This is a genomic window from Streptomyces sp. NPDC057617 (genome assembly GCF_042800555.1).
Classification (GTDB): Bacteria; Actinomycetota; Actinomycetes; order Streptomycetales; family Streptomycetaceae; genus Streptomyces.
In genome coordinates this window covers 22,052-37,152 of record NZ_JBHVGV010000007.1, presented here as the reverse complement: position 1 = coordinate 37,152, position 15,101 = coordinate 22,052, and the positions used below count along the sequence as shown (strand labels likewise).

General features: G+C 70.0%; 12 protein-coding genes. 3 read left to right on the top strand and 9 right to left on the bottom strand.

Features of this window, described 5'->3' with window-relative positions; all coding sequences use genetic code 11:
• Positions 1–29 precede the first annotated feature (29 nt).
• The 3 genes from ACFU9P_RS18665 to ACFU9P_RS18655 all read right to left on the bottom strand — a co-directional run bounded on the left by ACFU9P_RS18665 (position 30) and on the right by ACFU9P_RS18655 (position 4,110).
• Positions 30–860, bottom strand: a complete 831-nt coding sequence (locus tag ACFU9P_RS18665) for an aldo/keto reductase (protein ID WP_376382470.1) — start codon at positions 858–860, stop codon at positions 30–32.
• 142 nt (positions 861–1,002) lie between these two features.
• Complete coding sequence (locus tag ACFU9P_RS18660) at positions 1,003–2,826, bottom strand: AMP-dependent synthetase/ligase (RefSeq protein WP_384081961.1); 1,824 nt, start codon at positions 2,824–2,826, stop codon at positions 1,003–1,005.
• A 402-nt stretch (positions 2,827–3,228) separates the two neighbouring features.
• The gene (locus ACFU9P_RS18655; protein ID WP_384081958.1) at positions 3,229–4,110 is read right to left on the bottom strand and encodes a LysR family transcriptional regulator; all 882 of its coding nucleotides are present in this window, start codon (positions 4,108–4,110) and stop codon (positions 3,229–3,231) included.
• A gap of 165 nt (positions 4,111–4,275) precedes the next feature.
• Here ACFU9P_RS18655 and ACFU9P_RS18650 point away from each other — a divergent pair, with 165 nt between their 5' ends.
• Complete coding sequence (locus ACFU9P_RS18650) at positions 4,276–5,301, top strand: bile acid:sodium symporter family protein (RefSeq protein ID WP_384081955.1); 1,026 nt, start codon at positions 4,276–4,278, stop codon at positions 5,299–5,301.
• 116 nt (positions 5,302–5,417) lie between these two features.
• Here ACFU9P_RS18650 and ACFU9P_RS18645 read toward each other — a convergent pair whose 3' ends face one another.
• From ACFU9P_RS18645 to ACFU9P_RS18620, 6 genes are all read right to left on the bottom strand, one after another.
• Entirely contained in the window at positions 5,418–6,326 is a 909-nt protein-coding gene (locus ACFU9P_RS18645) for a phosphotransferase family protein (protein WP_384081952.1), read from the bottom strand.
• 216 nt (positions 6,327–6,542) lie between these two features.
• Positions 6,543–7,382: a formate dehydrogenase accessory sulfurtransferase FdhD gene (gene fdhD, locus ACFU9P_RS18640; RefSeq protein WP_376386972.1), complete on the bottom strand. Its 840-nt coding sequence runs from the start codon at positions 7,380–7,382 to the stop codon at positions 6,543–6,545.
• A 26-nt stretch (positions 7,383–7,408) separates the two neighbouring features.
• Entirely contained in the window at positions 7,409–8,266 is an 858-nt protein-coding gene (locus tag ACFU9P_RS18635; RefSeq protein WP_376386970.1) for a 2Fe-2S iron-sulfur cluster-binding protein, read from the bottom strand.
• Entirely contained in the window at positions 8,263–10,293 is a 2,031-nt protein-coding gene (locus tag ACFU9P_RS18630) for an NAD(P)H-dependent oxidoreductase subunit E (RefSeq protein WP_384081948.1), read from the bottom strand. The genes ACFU9P_RS18635 and ACFU9P_RS18630 overlap by 4 nt, the downstream gene beginning before the upstream one ends.
• Positions 10,294–10,307: 14 nt before the next feature.
• Positions 10,308–12,248 carry a molybdopterin oxidoreductase family protein gene (locus ACFU9P_RS18625; RefSeq protein ID WP_376386479.1) on the bottom strand — a complete coding sequence of 647 codons (1,941 nt, stop codon included), beginning with the start codon at positions 12,246–12,248 and terminating at the stop codon, positions 10,308–10,310.
• 145 nt (positions 12,249–12,393) lie between these two features.
• Complete coding sequence (locus ACFU9P_RS18620) at positions 12,394–13,365, bottom strand: 2-dehydropantoate 2-reductase (RefSeq protein ID WP_376386477.1); 972 nt, start codon at positions 13,363–13,365, stop codon at positions 12,394–12,396.
• A gap of 198 nt (positions 13,366–13,563) precedes the next feature.
• Between ACFU9P_RS18620 and ACFU9P_RS18615 the strand changes: the two genes are divergently transcribed.
• Both ACFU9P_RS18615 and ACFU9P_RS18610 read left to right on the top strand, forming a co-directional pair.
• Positions 13,564–14,946, top strand: coding sequence for an OFA family MFS transporter (locus ACFU9P_RS18615; RefSeq protein ID WP_384081943.1), 1,383 nt, complete (start codon positions 13,564–13,566; stop codon positions 14,944–14,946).
• Complete coding sequence (locus ACFU9P_RS18610; RefSeq protein ID WP_198533878.1) at positions 14,894–15,058, top strand: hypothetical protein; 165 nt, start codon at positions 14,894–14,896, stop codon at positions 15,056–15,058. Before ACFU9P_RS18615 ends, ACFU9P_RS18610 begins: the two co-directional genes overlap by 53 nt.
• Positions 15,059–15,101 lie beyond the last annotated feature (43 nt).

The following is a 15,101-nucleotide window of genomic DNA, read 5'->3' as shown; positions in this document are numbered from 1 at the left end:
GCGCGGGAGGCCCCGCGGCTCGGAGGGGCTCAGACGTTGAACTTCGCCGGGTGCGGGCCGATACGCCGTCCCTCGTCCAGCGCCGCGAACGCCGCCAGATCGTCCGCGTCCAGCTCGAAGTCGAACACCTCGATGTTCTCCTGGATCCGCGACGGCGTCACGGACTTGGGGATCACCACATGCCCGAGCTGGAGGTGCCAGCGCAGCACCACCTGCGCCGGTGTCCTGTCGTGCTTGCGCGCGACCGCCACCACCGTCGGCACCTCCAGCAGCCCCTTGCCCTGGCCCAGCGGCGACCACGCCTCGGTGACGATGGAGTGCCGGGCGTGGAAGGCACGCGACTCGGTCTGCGCGAGCTGCGGGTGCAGCTCGATCTGGTTGACGGCCGGGACCACGGAGGTCTCGCCGATCAGCCGCTCCAGGTGCTCGGGAAGGAAGTTCGAGACACCGATGGCCTTGGCGCGGCCGTCCGCGAGGATCTTCTCGAACGCCTTGTAGGTGTCGACGTAGGTGTCGGCGGCCGGCTTCGGCCAGTGGATGAGATAGAGGTCGACATAGTCCAGGCCGAGCTTCGCCAGCGAGGTGTCGAAGGCGCGCAGGGTCGAGTCGTACCCCTGGTCGCCGTTCCACAGCTTGGTGGTGACGAAGAGCTCCTCGCGGGGTGTCCCGGAGGCGGCGATGGCCTGGCCCGTGCCCTCTTCATTGCCGTAGATGGCGGCGGTGTCGATGCTGCGGTAGCCGGCCTCCAGCGCGGTGGCGACGGCCTTCACCGCCTCCGCGTCCGGCACCTGCCAGACCCCGAAGCCGAGCTGGGGCATCTCGATGCCGTTGTTGAGGGTAAGGGTGGGGACCTTGGTCACGAGCGGTCGGTCCTAACGTTGTCGGTTGCCGTGTTGTGCTGTCGGTGCCGTGTGTTGTCGGTGTCGTCATTCCAACGATCACAGCGATGGACGGATTCCCGTCCTCCGTCAACGGTAGAGCCCGCGCCGCGGTCAGGGCGCGCTACCGGTACAGCGCCTCGACCTCGGCGGCGTACGCGGTCTCGATCGCCTTGCGCTTGAGCTTGAGCGAGGGGGTGAGCAGCCCGAGTTCCTCGGTGAACGGATGCGCCAGGATCCGGAACGTACGGATCGACTCGGCCTGGGACACCGAGGTGTTCGCGGCCACCACCGCCCGCCTGATCTCCGTCTCCAGATCCCGGTCCCGTACCAACTCGGCGGGTTTCAGGGGCGGTTTGCCCTGTACGGAGAGCCAGTGGTCCACCGCCTCCCGGTCCACCGTGACCAGCGCGGCGACATACGGGCGGTCATTGCCGACCACGATGCACTGCGCCACCAGCGGATGTGCCCGTACCCGTTCCTCCAGCGCCTGCGGCGACACGCTCTTGCCGCCGGAGGTGACCAGGATCTCCTTCTTCCGCCCGGTGATGGTGAGATAGCCGTCCTCGTCGAGCGCGCCCAGATCGCCGGTGGCGAACCAGCCGCCCCGCAGTACGGCGTCGCTCGCCTCCGGGTCGTTGAGATAGCCGGCGAAGACATGGCCGCCGCGCAGCCACACCTCGCTGTCCTCCGCGATACGGACCGACGTGCCCGGAATCGGCTGGCCCACCGTGCCGTAGCGGGTGCGTTCCGGCGGATTGGCCGTGGCCGCCGCGCTGGACTCCGTCAGCCCGTACCCCTCGTAGATGGTCACCCCCGCGCCCGCGAAGAAGAGCCCGAGCCGCCGGTCCATCGCCGAACCGCCCGACATGGCGTGCCGTACCCGGCCGCCCATCGCCTCGCGCACCTTGCCGTACACGGCCCTTTCGAAGAACTGGTGCTGTACGCGCAGTGCGGCGGACGGCCCAGGACCGAAGCCGAAGGCCCGCTGCTCCTGCGCCTCCGCGTACCGGACCGCCACCTCGACGGCCTTGTCGAAGGGGCCTGACTTCCCCTCGTTCTCCGCCTTGCGCCGGGCCGCGCCGTACACCTTCTCGAAGATGTACGGCACCGCCAGGATGAAGGACGGCCGGAACGCGGCCAGATCGGGCAGCAGTGCACTCGCCTGGAGCGCGGGCTGATGGCCCAGCTTCACCCGGCCCCGGATCGCCGCGATCTCTATCATCCGCCCGAAGACATGCGAGAGCGGCAGGAAGAGCAGCGTCGAGGCCTCGTCGCCGGACTTGGTGTGGAAGACCGGCTCCCAGCGGCTCAGGACGGTGTCCGCCTCGAACATGAAGTTGGCGTGGGTGAGGACACAGCCCTTGGGGCGGCCGGTGGTGCCCGAGGTGTAGATGACCGTGGCCACGGAGTCCGGGGTGACGGCCTGGCGGTGCCGGTGCACCATCTCGTCGTGCAGCCCGGCGCCCGCCGCGAACAGCTCCTTGACCGCGTCGGCGTCGAGCTGCCAGAGCCGCTTGAGCCGGGGCAGCCGGTCGATCACCGAGCCCACGGTCATGGCATGGTCCTCGTGCTCGACCAGACAGGCCGAGACCCCGGCGTCATGGAGCATCCAGTGGACCTGCTCGGCCGAGGAGGTGGGGTAGACGGGGACGGGCTGGGCGCCGATGGACCAGAGCGCGAAGTCGAAGAGCGTCCACTCGTAGCGGGTACGGGACATGATCGCGACCCGGTCCCCGAACCGTACGCCCTGCGCGAGCAGCCCCTTCGCCAGCCGGAGCACCTCGTCACGGAAGCCGGCGGAGGTGACGTCCCGCCACTGGCCGTTCTCGTCCTTGCGGCCGAGGGCGACATGATCCGGGTCGTCGAGCGCATGCGCGAAGACGGCGTCCGCGAGCCCACCGACGTGGGGGGCGGCCGGCAGGGAGGGGACGGTGAACTCGCGCAATGACTTGCTCCTTGTGGCGGCTCCTGGGGCGCTCCGCGCAGCGCGGGTGACGGTACCCCACCGCGAGTCCCGGGGGGAGAGTGTGAGCGGAATCCGGGCGGAGCGGTGTTGGCGCAGGTCAGGGTGGGGAGGGCGGAGGAAGTGGGGGAGCTGGGGGCGGCGGAGGGGCGCGGAGCGGGCGCGCGGAGCCGGAATCTCCACGGAATCCGTACGGCACTGACACGCGCGCTCTACGGTGCGGGATCTTGGTCCGTACCTGTGCCGGGCCGGTACGGGGCGGTGTCCGGCGGGCTCGTAGGGCGTCCGGGGCGGGTCCGGTCCGGTCGGCCGGATGTCCGCGGTGGGCCGGTGCGGCGGGTGCGCCCGGTCCGTCCGGTGCCGTGGGCGCGTTCGGTCCGGTCGTCAGGTGTCGGCCGGTGACCGGTGCAGGCGGTCGCCGCCCGCCAGGATCGCCGAGGCCAGGGCGTCCGCGGCCTCCTGGGCGGCCGCGTGCCCGCGGCCCTTCCCGTGCAGCAGTACGTAGTCCACCTCGCCCAGCTCGGGCAGCCCCGCCGTGGCCGGTACGGGGACCAGACCCGGCGGGATCAGCGCGCGCGTGTGGGGCATGACGCCGAGGCCCGCGCGGGCCGCCGCGATCAGCCCGCTCAGGCTCGCGCTCGTACACGCCACGCGCCAGCGTCTGCCGTGCGCCTCCAGAACCTCCAGCGCGCGGGCGCGGGTGATGCCCGGCGGCGGGAAGAGGATCAGCGGGAGCGGGCGGTCCGGGTCGAGCCGCAGCCGGGGCGCCCCGATCCAGTCGAGGACGGACTGCCGTACCAGCTCGCCATGGGTGTCGCCCCCGCGGCGCTTGGCCAGTACGAGATCGAGGCGGCCCGCCGCGAGCCGGGCGTGCAGGCTGCCGGACATCCCGACCGTCAGCTCCAGGTCCACCTCGGGGTGGTCGCGCCGGAAGGACTCCAGGATCTCCGGCAGCCGGGTCAGCACGAAGTCCTCCGAGGCGCCGAAGCGGAGCCGGCCGCGCAGCCGCGTCCCCGCGAAGTAGGCGGCCGCGCGGTCGTGGGCGGTCAGGATCGTCCCGGCGAAGCCGAGCATGGCCTCGCCGTCCTCCGTCAGCTCCACGCGATGGGTGTCCCGGCTGAACAGCGGCCTGCCCGTGGCCTCCTCCAGGCGGCGGATGTGCTGGCTCACCGTGGACTGGCGCAGCCCCAGCCGACGGGCGGCCCGGGTGAAGCTCAGGGTCTGCGCCACGGCCAGAAACGTACGGAGCTGTCCGGGGTCGTACACGCGGCCAGGGTACGCGGTTCTGTCGGTGTTATCGCGTCGGCCGATAACAGTGAGTGCTGTGTACGGGTATTCCGATCGGGCGGGACGGGTGCAGCATGGGCGGGCGGGTACGCGTGTACCCGACAACGAGCCAGCACGAACCGGCACGAACCGGCAAGGGAGCATATGAACAGCCGCCATTTCCGCCGCCATCTGCTGCGCATACGGATACCGTCCCGGCTCCCCGTCGACCCGTTCGTCCTGGCGCTGCTCATGACCGTGGGACTCGCGGCCCTGCTCCCGGCGTCCGGGCGGGCCGCCGGGGCTGCGGGCGGTGCGACGACCGGCGCGGTGGCGCTGCTGTTCTTCCTGTACGGGGCGCGCCTCTCCACCCGTGAGGTGCTCGACGGACTGCGCCACTGGCGGCTCCACGCGACCGTCCTGGCCTGTACGTTCGTACTCTTCCCGCTGCTGGGGCTGGCCGCGCGGGGGCTCGTACCGTATCTGCTGACCCCTCAGCTCTACACCGGGGTGCTCTTCCTGTGCCTGGTGGCTTCGACGATGCAGTCGTCGGTGGCCTTCACGTCGATGGCGCGGGGCAATGTGCCGGCGGCGATCTGTGCCGGGTCGTTCTCCAGCCTCGCGGGCATCGTGATCACACCACTGCTGGCGACACTGCTGATCGGCGGCGAGGGCGCGGGGATCTCGGCGGGCTCGGTGGCCGGGATCGTGGCGCAGCTCCTTCTGCCGTTCCTGGCGGGGCAGTTGCTGCGGCGCTGGGTGTCCGGCTTCGTCATCCGGCACCGCAAGCTGCTGAGTTCCGTCGACCGGGGGTCGATCCTGCTGGTCGTCTACACGGCGTTCAGCGAGGGCACGACGACGGGCGTCTGGCACAAGGTGACCCCGGCGGACCTGGCGTCCCTGCTCCTGGTGGAGGCGGCGCTCCTGGCGGCGATGCTGACGCTGAGCCGGTACGGGGCGAAGCGCCTGGGCTTCGGCCGGGCGGACGGGATCGCGATCCAGTTCGCGGGCTCGAAGAAGAGCCTGGCGTCGGGGCTTCCGATAGCGAGCGTACTGTTCGGGGCCCAGGCGAGCCTCGCGGTGCTCCCGCTGATGCTCTTCCACCAGCTCCAGATCATGGTCTGCGCCCTACTGGCCCGCCACGCCGCAACCCACCCGCCCACCCCGCAGCCGGCCCGGGCCACGCTCTGATGGAGTGGCCGCCGGTACAAGGTCACCGCGTCCGTAGTCGCCGGTTCGGTGGTCGCCAGTTCGTTCCGTCCTCAATCCGGCGGCGGCTCACAGACGCGCTGGAGCCGGCGCGGTGCCTACTGTGCCTGCGCCGGGTACAGCCAATTCAGTGCGGCGAGGCTCTTGTCGAGGTATTTGCCGTGCCCGGTCCGGATCCCGTACGCCATGTCCTCCAGGACGCTGCACCGGGCGTAGAAGGCCGCGCGTGCGCTCATCGACCGGAGGTCATGGACGTCGGTTCGGTAGCTGCGCAGGGCCACGGCGAGGGCGGCGGGGCCGAGGTCGCGGTAGAGGAGGCCGAAGTCGTAGGCCGGGTCGACGATCGCGGCGTCGCTCCAGTCGATGACGCCGGTGACCGTCCAGGCGGCCGGGTCGATGAGAACGTGCTCGATTCCCAGGTCGTTGTGGGAGAACACCGGAGCGTATCGGCCGGTCGGCGGTGGCGCGTCGAGGAACGCCTCGACGGCCGGGCGGTGCGCCGTCGGTACGCTGTCGGCGACCGCGGCGAAGGTTTCCGCGGCCTCGCGCAGCCACAGCGCTATCGGCTGGTCATCGGTGTCCACCAGCTCGGCCATCCGGTCGACTGGGACTCTGTGCAGCGCGGTGAGCAGTTCGCCGAGCGTGGCGGCGATCGACGTGGCGTGGGCCGACCGTTGCGGTGCGGGCAGGTCGATGAGGGGCAGGCCGGGGAGTTTGAAGTAGGCCAGACAGCCCTGCTCGGCGACCGTGAAGCCCGGCTCGGGGACCGGCAGCGGCGAGACGCCCGCGACGGCGGCGAGCAGGCGGGCCTCGTTGTTCACCTGCGCGGCCCGGCGTGCCGGATCGGGGTCCTTGCTGAAGCGTACGATCAACTCGCCGTTGACCTCGTAGGCGACGTTGTCCTCGCCTTCGCCGAGCAGCACCACGGAGTCGATCCGATAGCCGGGCAGGTGCACGGCCGCCGCGCGACGGACATCTGCGGCACGATCGCGGCTCGGACTTCCCATGCCACGACTCTAGTTCGCCCGCGAAGCTCGTCGCCGTCGCGTCCGGGCCGGAGGACTTCTCCAGGAGGGCGTGCCACCGGCGCACCGGTCCCGTCGGTGCCGCCGGTGATCACGAATGTCATCGAACCGGTGGGTTCAGTTGTTGCCGGAACCGGCCCGGCCGACGCAGGGGGCGCTCCCCGCCGGCCGGGCCGTCATCCCGTGCAGCGGGGAGTGTCACACCCCGGTGTGCAGGGCGATACGCTCGTCGCCCGCGTACACGTTCATGGACGAGCCGCGCAGAAATCCGACCAGGGTCAGCCCGGTCTCCGCCGCGAGGTCGACGGCGAGGGACGACGGTGCGGACACCGCCGCCAGCACCGGAATCCCCGCCATCACGGCTTTCTGCGCCAGCTCGAAGGAGGCACGGCCCGACACCAGCAGGATCGCCCGGGACAGCGGCAGCAGATCCTGCCGCAGTGCCCGGCCGACCAGCTTGTCGACCGCGTTGTGCCGGCCCACGTCCTCCCGGATGTCCAGCATCTCGCCGGCCTCCGAGAAGAGCGCCGCCGCGTGCAGGCCCCCGGTCCGGTCGAAGACCTGCTGTGCCGCCCGCAGCCGGTCCGGGAGTTCGGCGAGCAGCTCCGGCTCCACCCGGAGCCTGGGGTCGTCACCGATCGGGAAGCGGGCCGTGGTCCGGACCGCGTCCAGGCTGGCCTTGCCGCACAGTCCGCACGACGAGGTCGTGTAGACATTGCGCTCCAGCGTGATGTCCGGGACCGGGACGCCGGGGGCGAGCTGGACATCGACCACGTTGTATGTGTTCGAGCCGTCGGCCTTCGCCCCGGCGCAGTACACGATGGACCGTACGTCGGCGTTCGACGCGAGCACGCCCTCGCTCACCAGGAAACCGGCGGCCAGCGCGAAGTCATCGCCGGGCGTGCGCATCGTGATGGCGAGCGGCTTGCCGTTCAGCCGGATTTCCAGTGGCTCTTCCGCCACCAGAGTGTCGGGCCGGGCAGAGGTGGCCCCGTCCCGGATACGGATGGTGCGACGGCGTTCGGTGACCCGTCCCATGGTGATCAGTCCTACTCGTCTGGCGCTCAGCGCTGCTGTACGTGCTGGAAGCCGAAGCGGCCCTTGATGCACAGGTTTCCGTGCGTCACGGGATTGTCGTGCGGAGAGGTGACCTTGACGATCTCATTCTCCTGCACATGCAGTGTCAGATTGCAGCCGACGCCGCAGTAAGCGCAGATCGTGGTCGTCTCCGTCTGGGCCGATTCGTCCCATGTTCCGGCTTCCCGCATGTCGAATTCCGTCTTGAAGCTGAGTGCTCCGGTCGGACAGACCTCAATGCAGTTGCCACAGTAAACACACGCCGAATCGGTGAGCGGAGTGTCGTGCTCGGTCGAGATACGTGCGTCGAAACCGCGGCCGGCCACCGAGATCGCGAAGGAATTCTGCCACTGCTCGCCACACGCATCGACACATTTGTAACACTGAATGCACTTGTCGTAGTCGCGAACGTACAGATCATTATCAACTTTTGGTTCTTCGTTGAGCCTGGCGGCGTCCTCGCCGAAGCGCTCGGGCTTCGCCTCGTACTCCTTGATCCACTCGGCGGCCCTCGGAGTGGTCGAGAGGTCAGTGGAGGAGGCCAGGAGTTCGAGGACGATCTTCCGGCTGTGCCGGGCGCGCTCGCTGTCCGTGCTGACGGTCATTCCGGCCTCGGCCTTGCGCGAGCAGGCGGGGGCGAGCACCCGCGCGCCCTCGACCTCGACCACACAGACCCGGCAGGCGTTCTTCGGTGTCAGTGTGTCGCCCTCGCAGAGCGTGGGGATGTCCTTGCCCGCGGCCCGGCAGGCCTCCAGGATCGTGGAGCCCTCCGGCACCCGGGTCTCCTGCCCGTCGAGTGTGAACTCGATGAGCCGGCGCGGCAGTTGCAGCGGTATCGCGGTCACTTGTAGGCCCCCAGACGGTCGATGGCGGACTCGATGGCGTTCCACGCGGTCTGTCCGAGACCGCAGATGGAGGCGTCCTTCATGGCCTGCCCGACCTCGCGCAGCAGCGCGATGTCGCCGGCCGCCGCGGCGCCGGTGCGGTCCACGATCCGGTGCAGCGCCTCCTCCTGACGCACCGTGCCGACCCGGCAGGGCACACACTGCCCGCAGGACTCGTCACGGAAGAACTCGGCGATACGGAGCAGGATCCTGGGCAGTTCGACGGTGTCGTCCAGCACCAGCACCACCCCCGAGCCGAGTGTGGTGCCCGCGGCCCGGGTGCCCTCGAAGGTGAGCGGGATGTCCAGCTCGTCGGGGCGTACGAAACCACCGGCCGCGCCGCCCAGCAGGATCGCCCGAATGGTGGGCGAGGGGCCCGCCAGATCGAGCAGCTCGCCGAGGGTGGCGCCGAACGGCAGCTCGTAGATGCCGGGGCGCTCCACATTGCCCGAGACACAGAAGAGCTTGGGGCCCGTGGACTGGCCGGTGCCGATCGCCTTGAACGCCTGGCCGCCCTCGGTGAGGATCGGCAGCACATTGATCAGCGTCTCGACGTTGTTCTCGGCGGTGGGCTTGCCGAACAGGCCCTTCTCCACGGGGAACGGGGGCTTGGAGCGTGGCTCGCCCCGGTACCCCTCGATCGAGTTGAACAGCGCGGTCTCCTCGCCGCAGATGTACGCGCCCGCGCCGCGCCGGATCTCGATGTCGAAGGCGTACCCCTGCCCCAGGATGTCGTCCCCGAGCAGCCCGCGGGCGCGCGCCTGGTCGATGGCGTTCTGGAGGAGGCGCAGGGCGCGCGGGTACTCGCCGCGCAGATAGAGGAAGCCGCGGGACGCGCCGACCGCGTACCCGGCGACGGTCATCGACTCGATCAGGGAGTACGGGTCGCCCTCCATGACCACCCGGTCCTTGAAGGTGCCGGGCTCCGACTCGTCGGCGTTGCACACCAGATAGTGCGGGTGCGCGGGCTGCGAGGCGGTGGCTTGCCACTTGCGGCCGGTGGGGAAGGCGGCGCCGCCGCGGCCCACCAGACCGGAGTCGGTGACCTCCCGGATCACTCCGGCGGGCCCGAGGTCGAACGCCCGCCGCAGCGCCGCGTAGCCGCCGTGCGCGCGGTAGTCGTCGAGGCTGTACGGATCGACCACCCCGACCCGCCGGAGGAGCGTCAGCCCCTCCTGCCCGGCCTGCGGTACGGCCATGGCGGCGGCCGGTTCGAGAGGCGCCGCCTGGGGCTCCGCCGCCGCGAGTACGAGCGCCTCGGCGGTCGCGGGCGCGATGACGGCCGTGGCGTAGGGCCGGGGCGCGGGCTCCTGGGGCGTGCTGTCGGGCCGTTCGCCGTTCAGCGCGGCGGCCGGCCGCAGCGGGCCCGCCGGGTCCGCCGCGGCCGGCCAGGAGGGGCGGGCGCCCCAGGGAGCGGGTGCCGGCTCCGCGCCGTCCCGCGCGGAGCCGGCGTCAGGGGTGGTTCGGGAGGGGGCGGCCCCGGACGGGGCGCCCGCCTGGATCACCAGCGCCGCCGGAGCCCGCTCGCACAGGCCCAGACAGGGGCTCGACTGCCAGACGACACCGCCGGAGGCCGAGCCCGCCGCGCCGAGGCGCTCCTCCAGGGCCGCGCAGAGCGCCCCGGAGCCATGGGCGGCGCAGGCCAGGTCGGTACAGACGTGCAGCACCTTCGCGGGCCGCGGCTTGACGGCGAACATCGCGTAGAACGTGGCGACGCCGTACGCCTCCGCCGGCGGCACCGTGAGCCGCCGGCAGAGATAGTCCAGCGCGCCCTCGCTGATCCAGCCGATCCGGTCGTTGATCGCGTGCAGCCCCGGCAACAGCAGGTCCCGCCGCTCGCGTGCCTCGCGGCCGCCCCGTGCCCAGCGCAGATCCGTGTCCGTACGGTCGTCCGCGCCTTCCCACGCCGTCGACGGCGGGCCGAGCAGCTCGTCGACCGCCGCCCGTTCCTCGTCGGTCGGCTTGCTGTCACCGAAGTGCAGATCCACTGATACTCAGCTCCTCACGCGGACGCGGACAGGGGCGCGGTGGTGCTCACGGGCAGCTTCTCGATCCGGATGGCCGACGCCTTGAACTCGGCGGTGCCCGCGATCGGGCAATTGGCCTCGATGGTGAGCTGGTTGGTGTCCACCTCGTCCGGGAAGTGCATGGTCATGAAGGCCAGTCCGGGCCGCAGACCCGGGTCGATCCAGACCGGTGCCTGGACCGTGCCGCGCCGGGAGCTGATCCGTACCTCCTCGCCGACCGTCACTCCGTACCGCTCGGCGTCCTCCGGGCACAGCTCGACATACTCGCCGCGCCGCAGCGGGGAGGCGAAACTCCCGCTCTGCACCCCGGTGTTGTACGAGTCGAGCCGGCGGCCCGTGGTGAGCCTGATCGGGAACTGATCATCCGTCAGATCGACCGGCGGGTCGTGCTTGACGATGCCGAACGGCGCGAGCCTGCCGCGCTTGGCGGGGTCCGCCTCCCACAGCCGGCCGTGCAGATAGGTGGGTTCGAGCTTCTCCGTGTCGGGGCACGGCCACTGGATTCCCTGGTGCTCCTCCAGCCGCTCATAGGTCATCCCGTAGTGGTCGGGGGAGACCGAACGCAGCTCGTTCCAGACCGACTCGGCGTCCGCGTACTTCCAGGGGTGGCCGAGACGGCCCGCCAGATCGCAGATGATGTCGATGTCCTCGCGGGCCTCGCCCGGCGGCTCGACGGCCTTGCGGACCCGCTGGACCCGGCGCTCGCTGTTGGTGGTGGTGCCGTCGGTCTCGGCCCAGGCGGCCGTGGCGGGCAGGACCACATCGGCGAGTTCGGCGGTCTTGGTGAGGAAGATGTCCTGCACCACCAGGTGGTCGAGCTGCTTCATGCGCTCGATGGCCTGCTCGCTGTCCGCCTCGGACTGGGCCGGGTTCTCCCCGATGCAGTAGACGGCCTTGAGGTCGCCGGTCTCCATCGCCTCGAACATGGCCGTCAGGGTCATCCCGTACTGGGGCTGGATGACGGTGTCCCAGGCGGTCTCGAACTTCCGGCGCACGCCGTCCTCCAGGATGTCCTGGAAGCCGGGCAGACGGTTGGGGATGGCACCCATGTCGCCGCCGCCCTGCACGTTGTTCTGGCCGCGCAGCGGCTGCACACCCGAGCCGTACCGGCCGACATGCCCGGTGAGCAGGGAGAGGTTGATCAGCGCCCGTACGTTGTCGGTGCCGTTGTGGTGCTCGGTGATGCCCAGCGTCCAGCAGAGCTGCGCCCGCTCGGCGCGGGCATAGGCGTGGGCCAGGTCGCGAATGGCCTCCGCCGGTACGCCCGTCACCTTCTCGGCGACCGAGAGGGTCCAGGGCTCGACCTCGGCCGCGTACTCCTCGAAGCCGCTGGTCGCCCGCTCGATGAACGACACATTGTGCAGTCCCGCGTGGATGATCTCGCGGCCGACCGCGTGGGCCAGCGGAATGTCCGTACCGACATTCAGCCCGAGCCAGCTCTCCGCCCATTCCGCGGTGGAGGTACGGCGGGGGTCGACGGCGTACATCCGTGCGCCGTTCCTGATTCCCCGCAGTACGTGCTGGAAGAAGATCGGGTGCGCGAACCGCGCGTTGGAGCCCCACATCACGATCAGATCGGTGTGGTCGACCTCGCCGTACGAGGAGGTGCCGCCACCGGATCCGAAGACCGCGGAGAGCCCGGCCACACTGGGCGCGTGGCAGGTCCTGTTGCAGGAATCCACATTGTTGGTGCCCATGACCACGCGGGCGAACTTCTGCGCCACGTAGTTCATCTCATTGGTCGCGCGTGCGCACGAGAACATCCCGAACGCTCCGCGCGCGGCGCTCAGGCCCTGCGCGGCCCGGTCCAGCGCCTCGTCCCAGCTCGCCCTGCGGAGAGGGCCGCCCTTCTCGTCCCGCACCATTGGATAGGTGATACGGGCATACGTCTTCGGTGTCCGGTCTCGCTTCTTCACGCCGCGCTCTCCTCATGAGTGAGGGCCAACTGGCCGCGCCCATTGCATACAGTATTCAGAGGGCGGGTACGCGTGGGAACCCCTCGTAAGGGAATTGACGCGTACCCGCCGGTCGCGAGCGAGGATCAGGTAGTGCCGTACGGGATCAGGCGGCCGCGCCCCGCGCCAGCAGATCCGAGATCGCTTCCACCGTGCGGAGCGTGGGAACGGGCACTCCGGTGAACTCCGCCAGCTCGACCACGGCGGAGAGCAGGACGTCCAGCTCCAGCGGTTTGCCCTTCTCCAGGTCCTGGAGTGTGGACGTACGGTGGTCGCCCACCCGCTCGGCGCCTGCCAGCCGCTTCTCGATGGAGATGTCGGGGCGGGTGCCCAGCGCCTCGGCGACGGCCAGGGTCTCGGACATCATGTGCTCGATGACCTGGCGGGTGCTGGAGTGCAGGCACATCTCCCGCATGGTGGCCCGGGTGAGGGCGCTGATCGGGTTGAAAGAGATATTGCCGAGGAGCTTGATCCAGATGTCATGGCGCAACTCGGGCTCGACGGGGCATTTGAGGCCGCCCGTCCACATCGCTTCGCTGAATTCCAGACACCTTGGCGACACCGAACGGTTGGGTTCGCCGATGGAGAAACGGGTTCCTTCGAGGTGCCGGACAACGCCAGGCCCCTCCAGTTCCGTCGCGGCGTAGACCACGCATCCGATGGCGCGCTCGGGCGGCAGTACGGCACTGACCGAACCGAGCGGATCCACGCTCTCGACCCGGCGGCCGTCATGCGGGCCGCCATGGCCGTGGAAATACCACCAGGGGATGCCGTTCTGGGCGGCGATCACCGCGGTGTTCTCCTTGAACAGCGGTGTCACAAGCGGCCCGCACGCCGCGTACGAATTCGCCTTCAGGCCGAGGAACACATAGTCGACCGGACCGATGTCCTCGGGCCGGTCGGTGGCGTGCACCCGCGCGGTGAAATCGCCGCGGGGGCTGAGGACCCTGACTCCGTGCTCTCTCATGGCCGCGAGATGCGGCCCACGGGCGATGAGATGAACGTCGGCGCCCGCACGGTCGAGGGCTGCTCCGACATAGGCGCCGATCGCTCCGGCGCCGACAACTGCGACTTTCACGGTGGGGCTCTCCGTTCGGTTTGAGGGGGACCGAGGGAAGGGTCACACTCTGTTGCTCGCACCCGGATGGGCGATATATTGTCTACAGTATGGAGTTCTGGTCGACAAGGCTCCCGTTCGGTATGCAGTCGGCAAACTCCGCCATTGATCTTCAAAGGGATCTTCCCTACCGGCTGGTCGGTTCCTAGAGTTCGCGAGATGACCCCACCACTCGCCCCCGCCGGCTGGAGCCGCTGGCTGGTGCCCCCCGCCGCGCTGTCGGTGCACCTGTCGATCGGCCAGGCCTACGCCTGGAGTGTGTTCAAACCCGCTCTTGAATCCGCACTCGGTCTCTCCGGCACCGCGAGCGCTCTCCCCTTCCAGCTCGGCATCGTGATGCTGGGCCTGTCGGCCGCGTTCGGCGGCACCCTCGTCGAACGCAACGGGCCGCGCTGGGCGATGACCGTCGCCCTCTGCTGTTTCTCCTCGGGCTTTCTGCTCGCCGCGCTCGGCGCCGCCACCGAGCAGTACTGGCTGATCGTCTTCGGCTACGGATTCGTCGGCGGCATAGGCCTCGGCATCGGCTACATCTCCCCGGTCTCCACGCTGATCAAGTGGTTCCCCGACCGGCCGGGCATGGCCACCGGCATCGCCATCATGGGCTTCGGCGGCGGCGCCCTCATCGCCTCGCCGTGGTCCGCGCAGATGCTGGAGTCGTACGGGACGGACAGCACGGGCATCGCGCTCGCCTTCCTGACCCACGGTCTCGTGTACGCGGTGTTCATGTCGCTCGGCGTACTGCTGGTACGGGTGCCCCGGCCCGGCGACGACCGGCCGTCCGCGGCCCCGGCGCGGCCCGCCGCGGGCGCGCTGATCTCCACGGCCCAGGTGTCGGCGCGCTCCGCCGTACGCACCCCGCAGTTCTGGTGTCTGTGGGTCGTGCTCTGCATGAATGTCACCGCGGGCATCGGGATCCTGGAGAAGGCCGCCCCGATGATCACCGACTTCTTCGCGAAGACGGACACCCCGGTCTCCGTCTCGGCCGCGGCCGGGTTCGTGGCGCTGCTCTCCGCCGCCAATATGGCCGGGCGCATCGGCTGGTCGTCCACCTCGGACCTGATCGGCCGCAAGAACATGTACCGCGTCTATCTGGGCGTGGGCGCCGTGATGTATCTGCTGATCGCGCTGTTCGGCGACTCCGCCAAGCCGCTGTTCGTGCTCTGCGCGCTGGTGATCCTCTCCTTCTACGGAGGCGGCTTCGCCACGATCCCCGCGTACCTCAAGGATCTCTTCGGCACCTACCAGGTCGGTGCCATCCACGGCCGGCTGCTCACCGCGTGGTCGACCGCGGGCGTCCTCGGCCCGCTCATCGTCAACGGGGTCGCGGACAGCCAGGAAGCGGCCGGCAAGAGCGGCTCAGGACTGTACGGACTGTCCTTCACCATCATGATCGGCCTGCTGGTCGTCGGCTTCGTCGCCAACGAACTCGTCAGGCCCGTCGACCCCCGCCACCATGTCCCCGCCCCGAATCTTTCGAAGGAGGAAACGGATGACCAGCTCGCCGACGAACAGCAGCACGACGCCCGGGACCGGGCCGCTTGAGACACCCCGGCGTACCGGTCTGATCATTTTCGCCTGGCTTTGGGTGGGACTCCCTCTCGCGTACGGTGTGTACGAACTGGTCCTCAAGGCCAAGCAGCTCTTCACCGGCTGACCGGCCGAGCGGTCCCCGTCCGGCCGGGAAACCGGTCGGCCGG

Bases quoted from the DNA above. Each gene is read 5' to 3' on its own strand.
- ACFU9P_RS18650 (WP_384081955.1), top strand. From the start codon at position 4,276: ATGAACAGCCGCCATTTCCGCCGCCATCTGCTGCGCATACGGATACCG.
- ACFU9P_RS18645 (WP_384081952.1), bottom strand. From the start codon at position 6,326: ATGGGAAGTCCGAGCCGCGATCGTGCCGCAGATGTCCGTCGCGCGGCG.
- fdhD (WP_376386972.1), bottom strand. From the start codon at position 7,382: ATGGGACGGGTCACCGAACGCCGTCGCACCATCCGTATCCGGGACGGG.
- ACFU9P_RS18615 (WP_384081943.1), top strand. From the start codon at position 13,564: ATGACCCCACCACTCGCCCCCGCCGGCTGGAGCCGCTGGCTGGTGCCC.
- ACFU9P_RS18610 (WP_198533878.1), top strand. From the start codon at position 14,894: ATGACCAGCTCGCCGACGAACAGCAGCACGACGCCCGGGACCGGGCCG.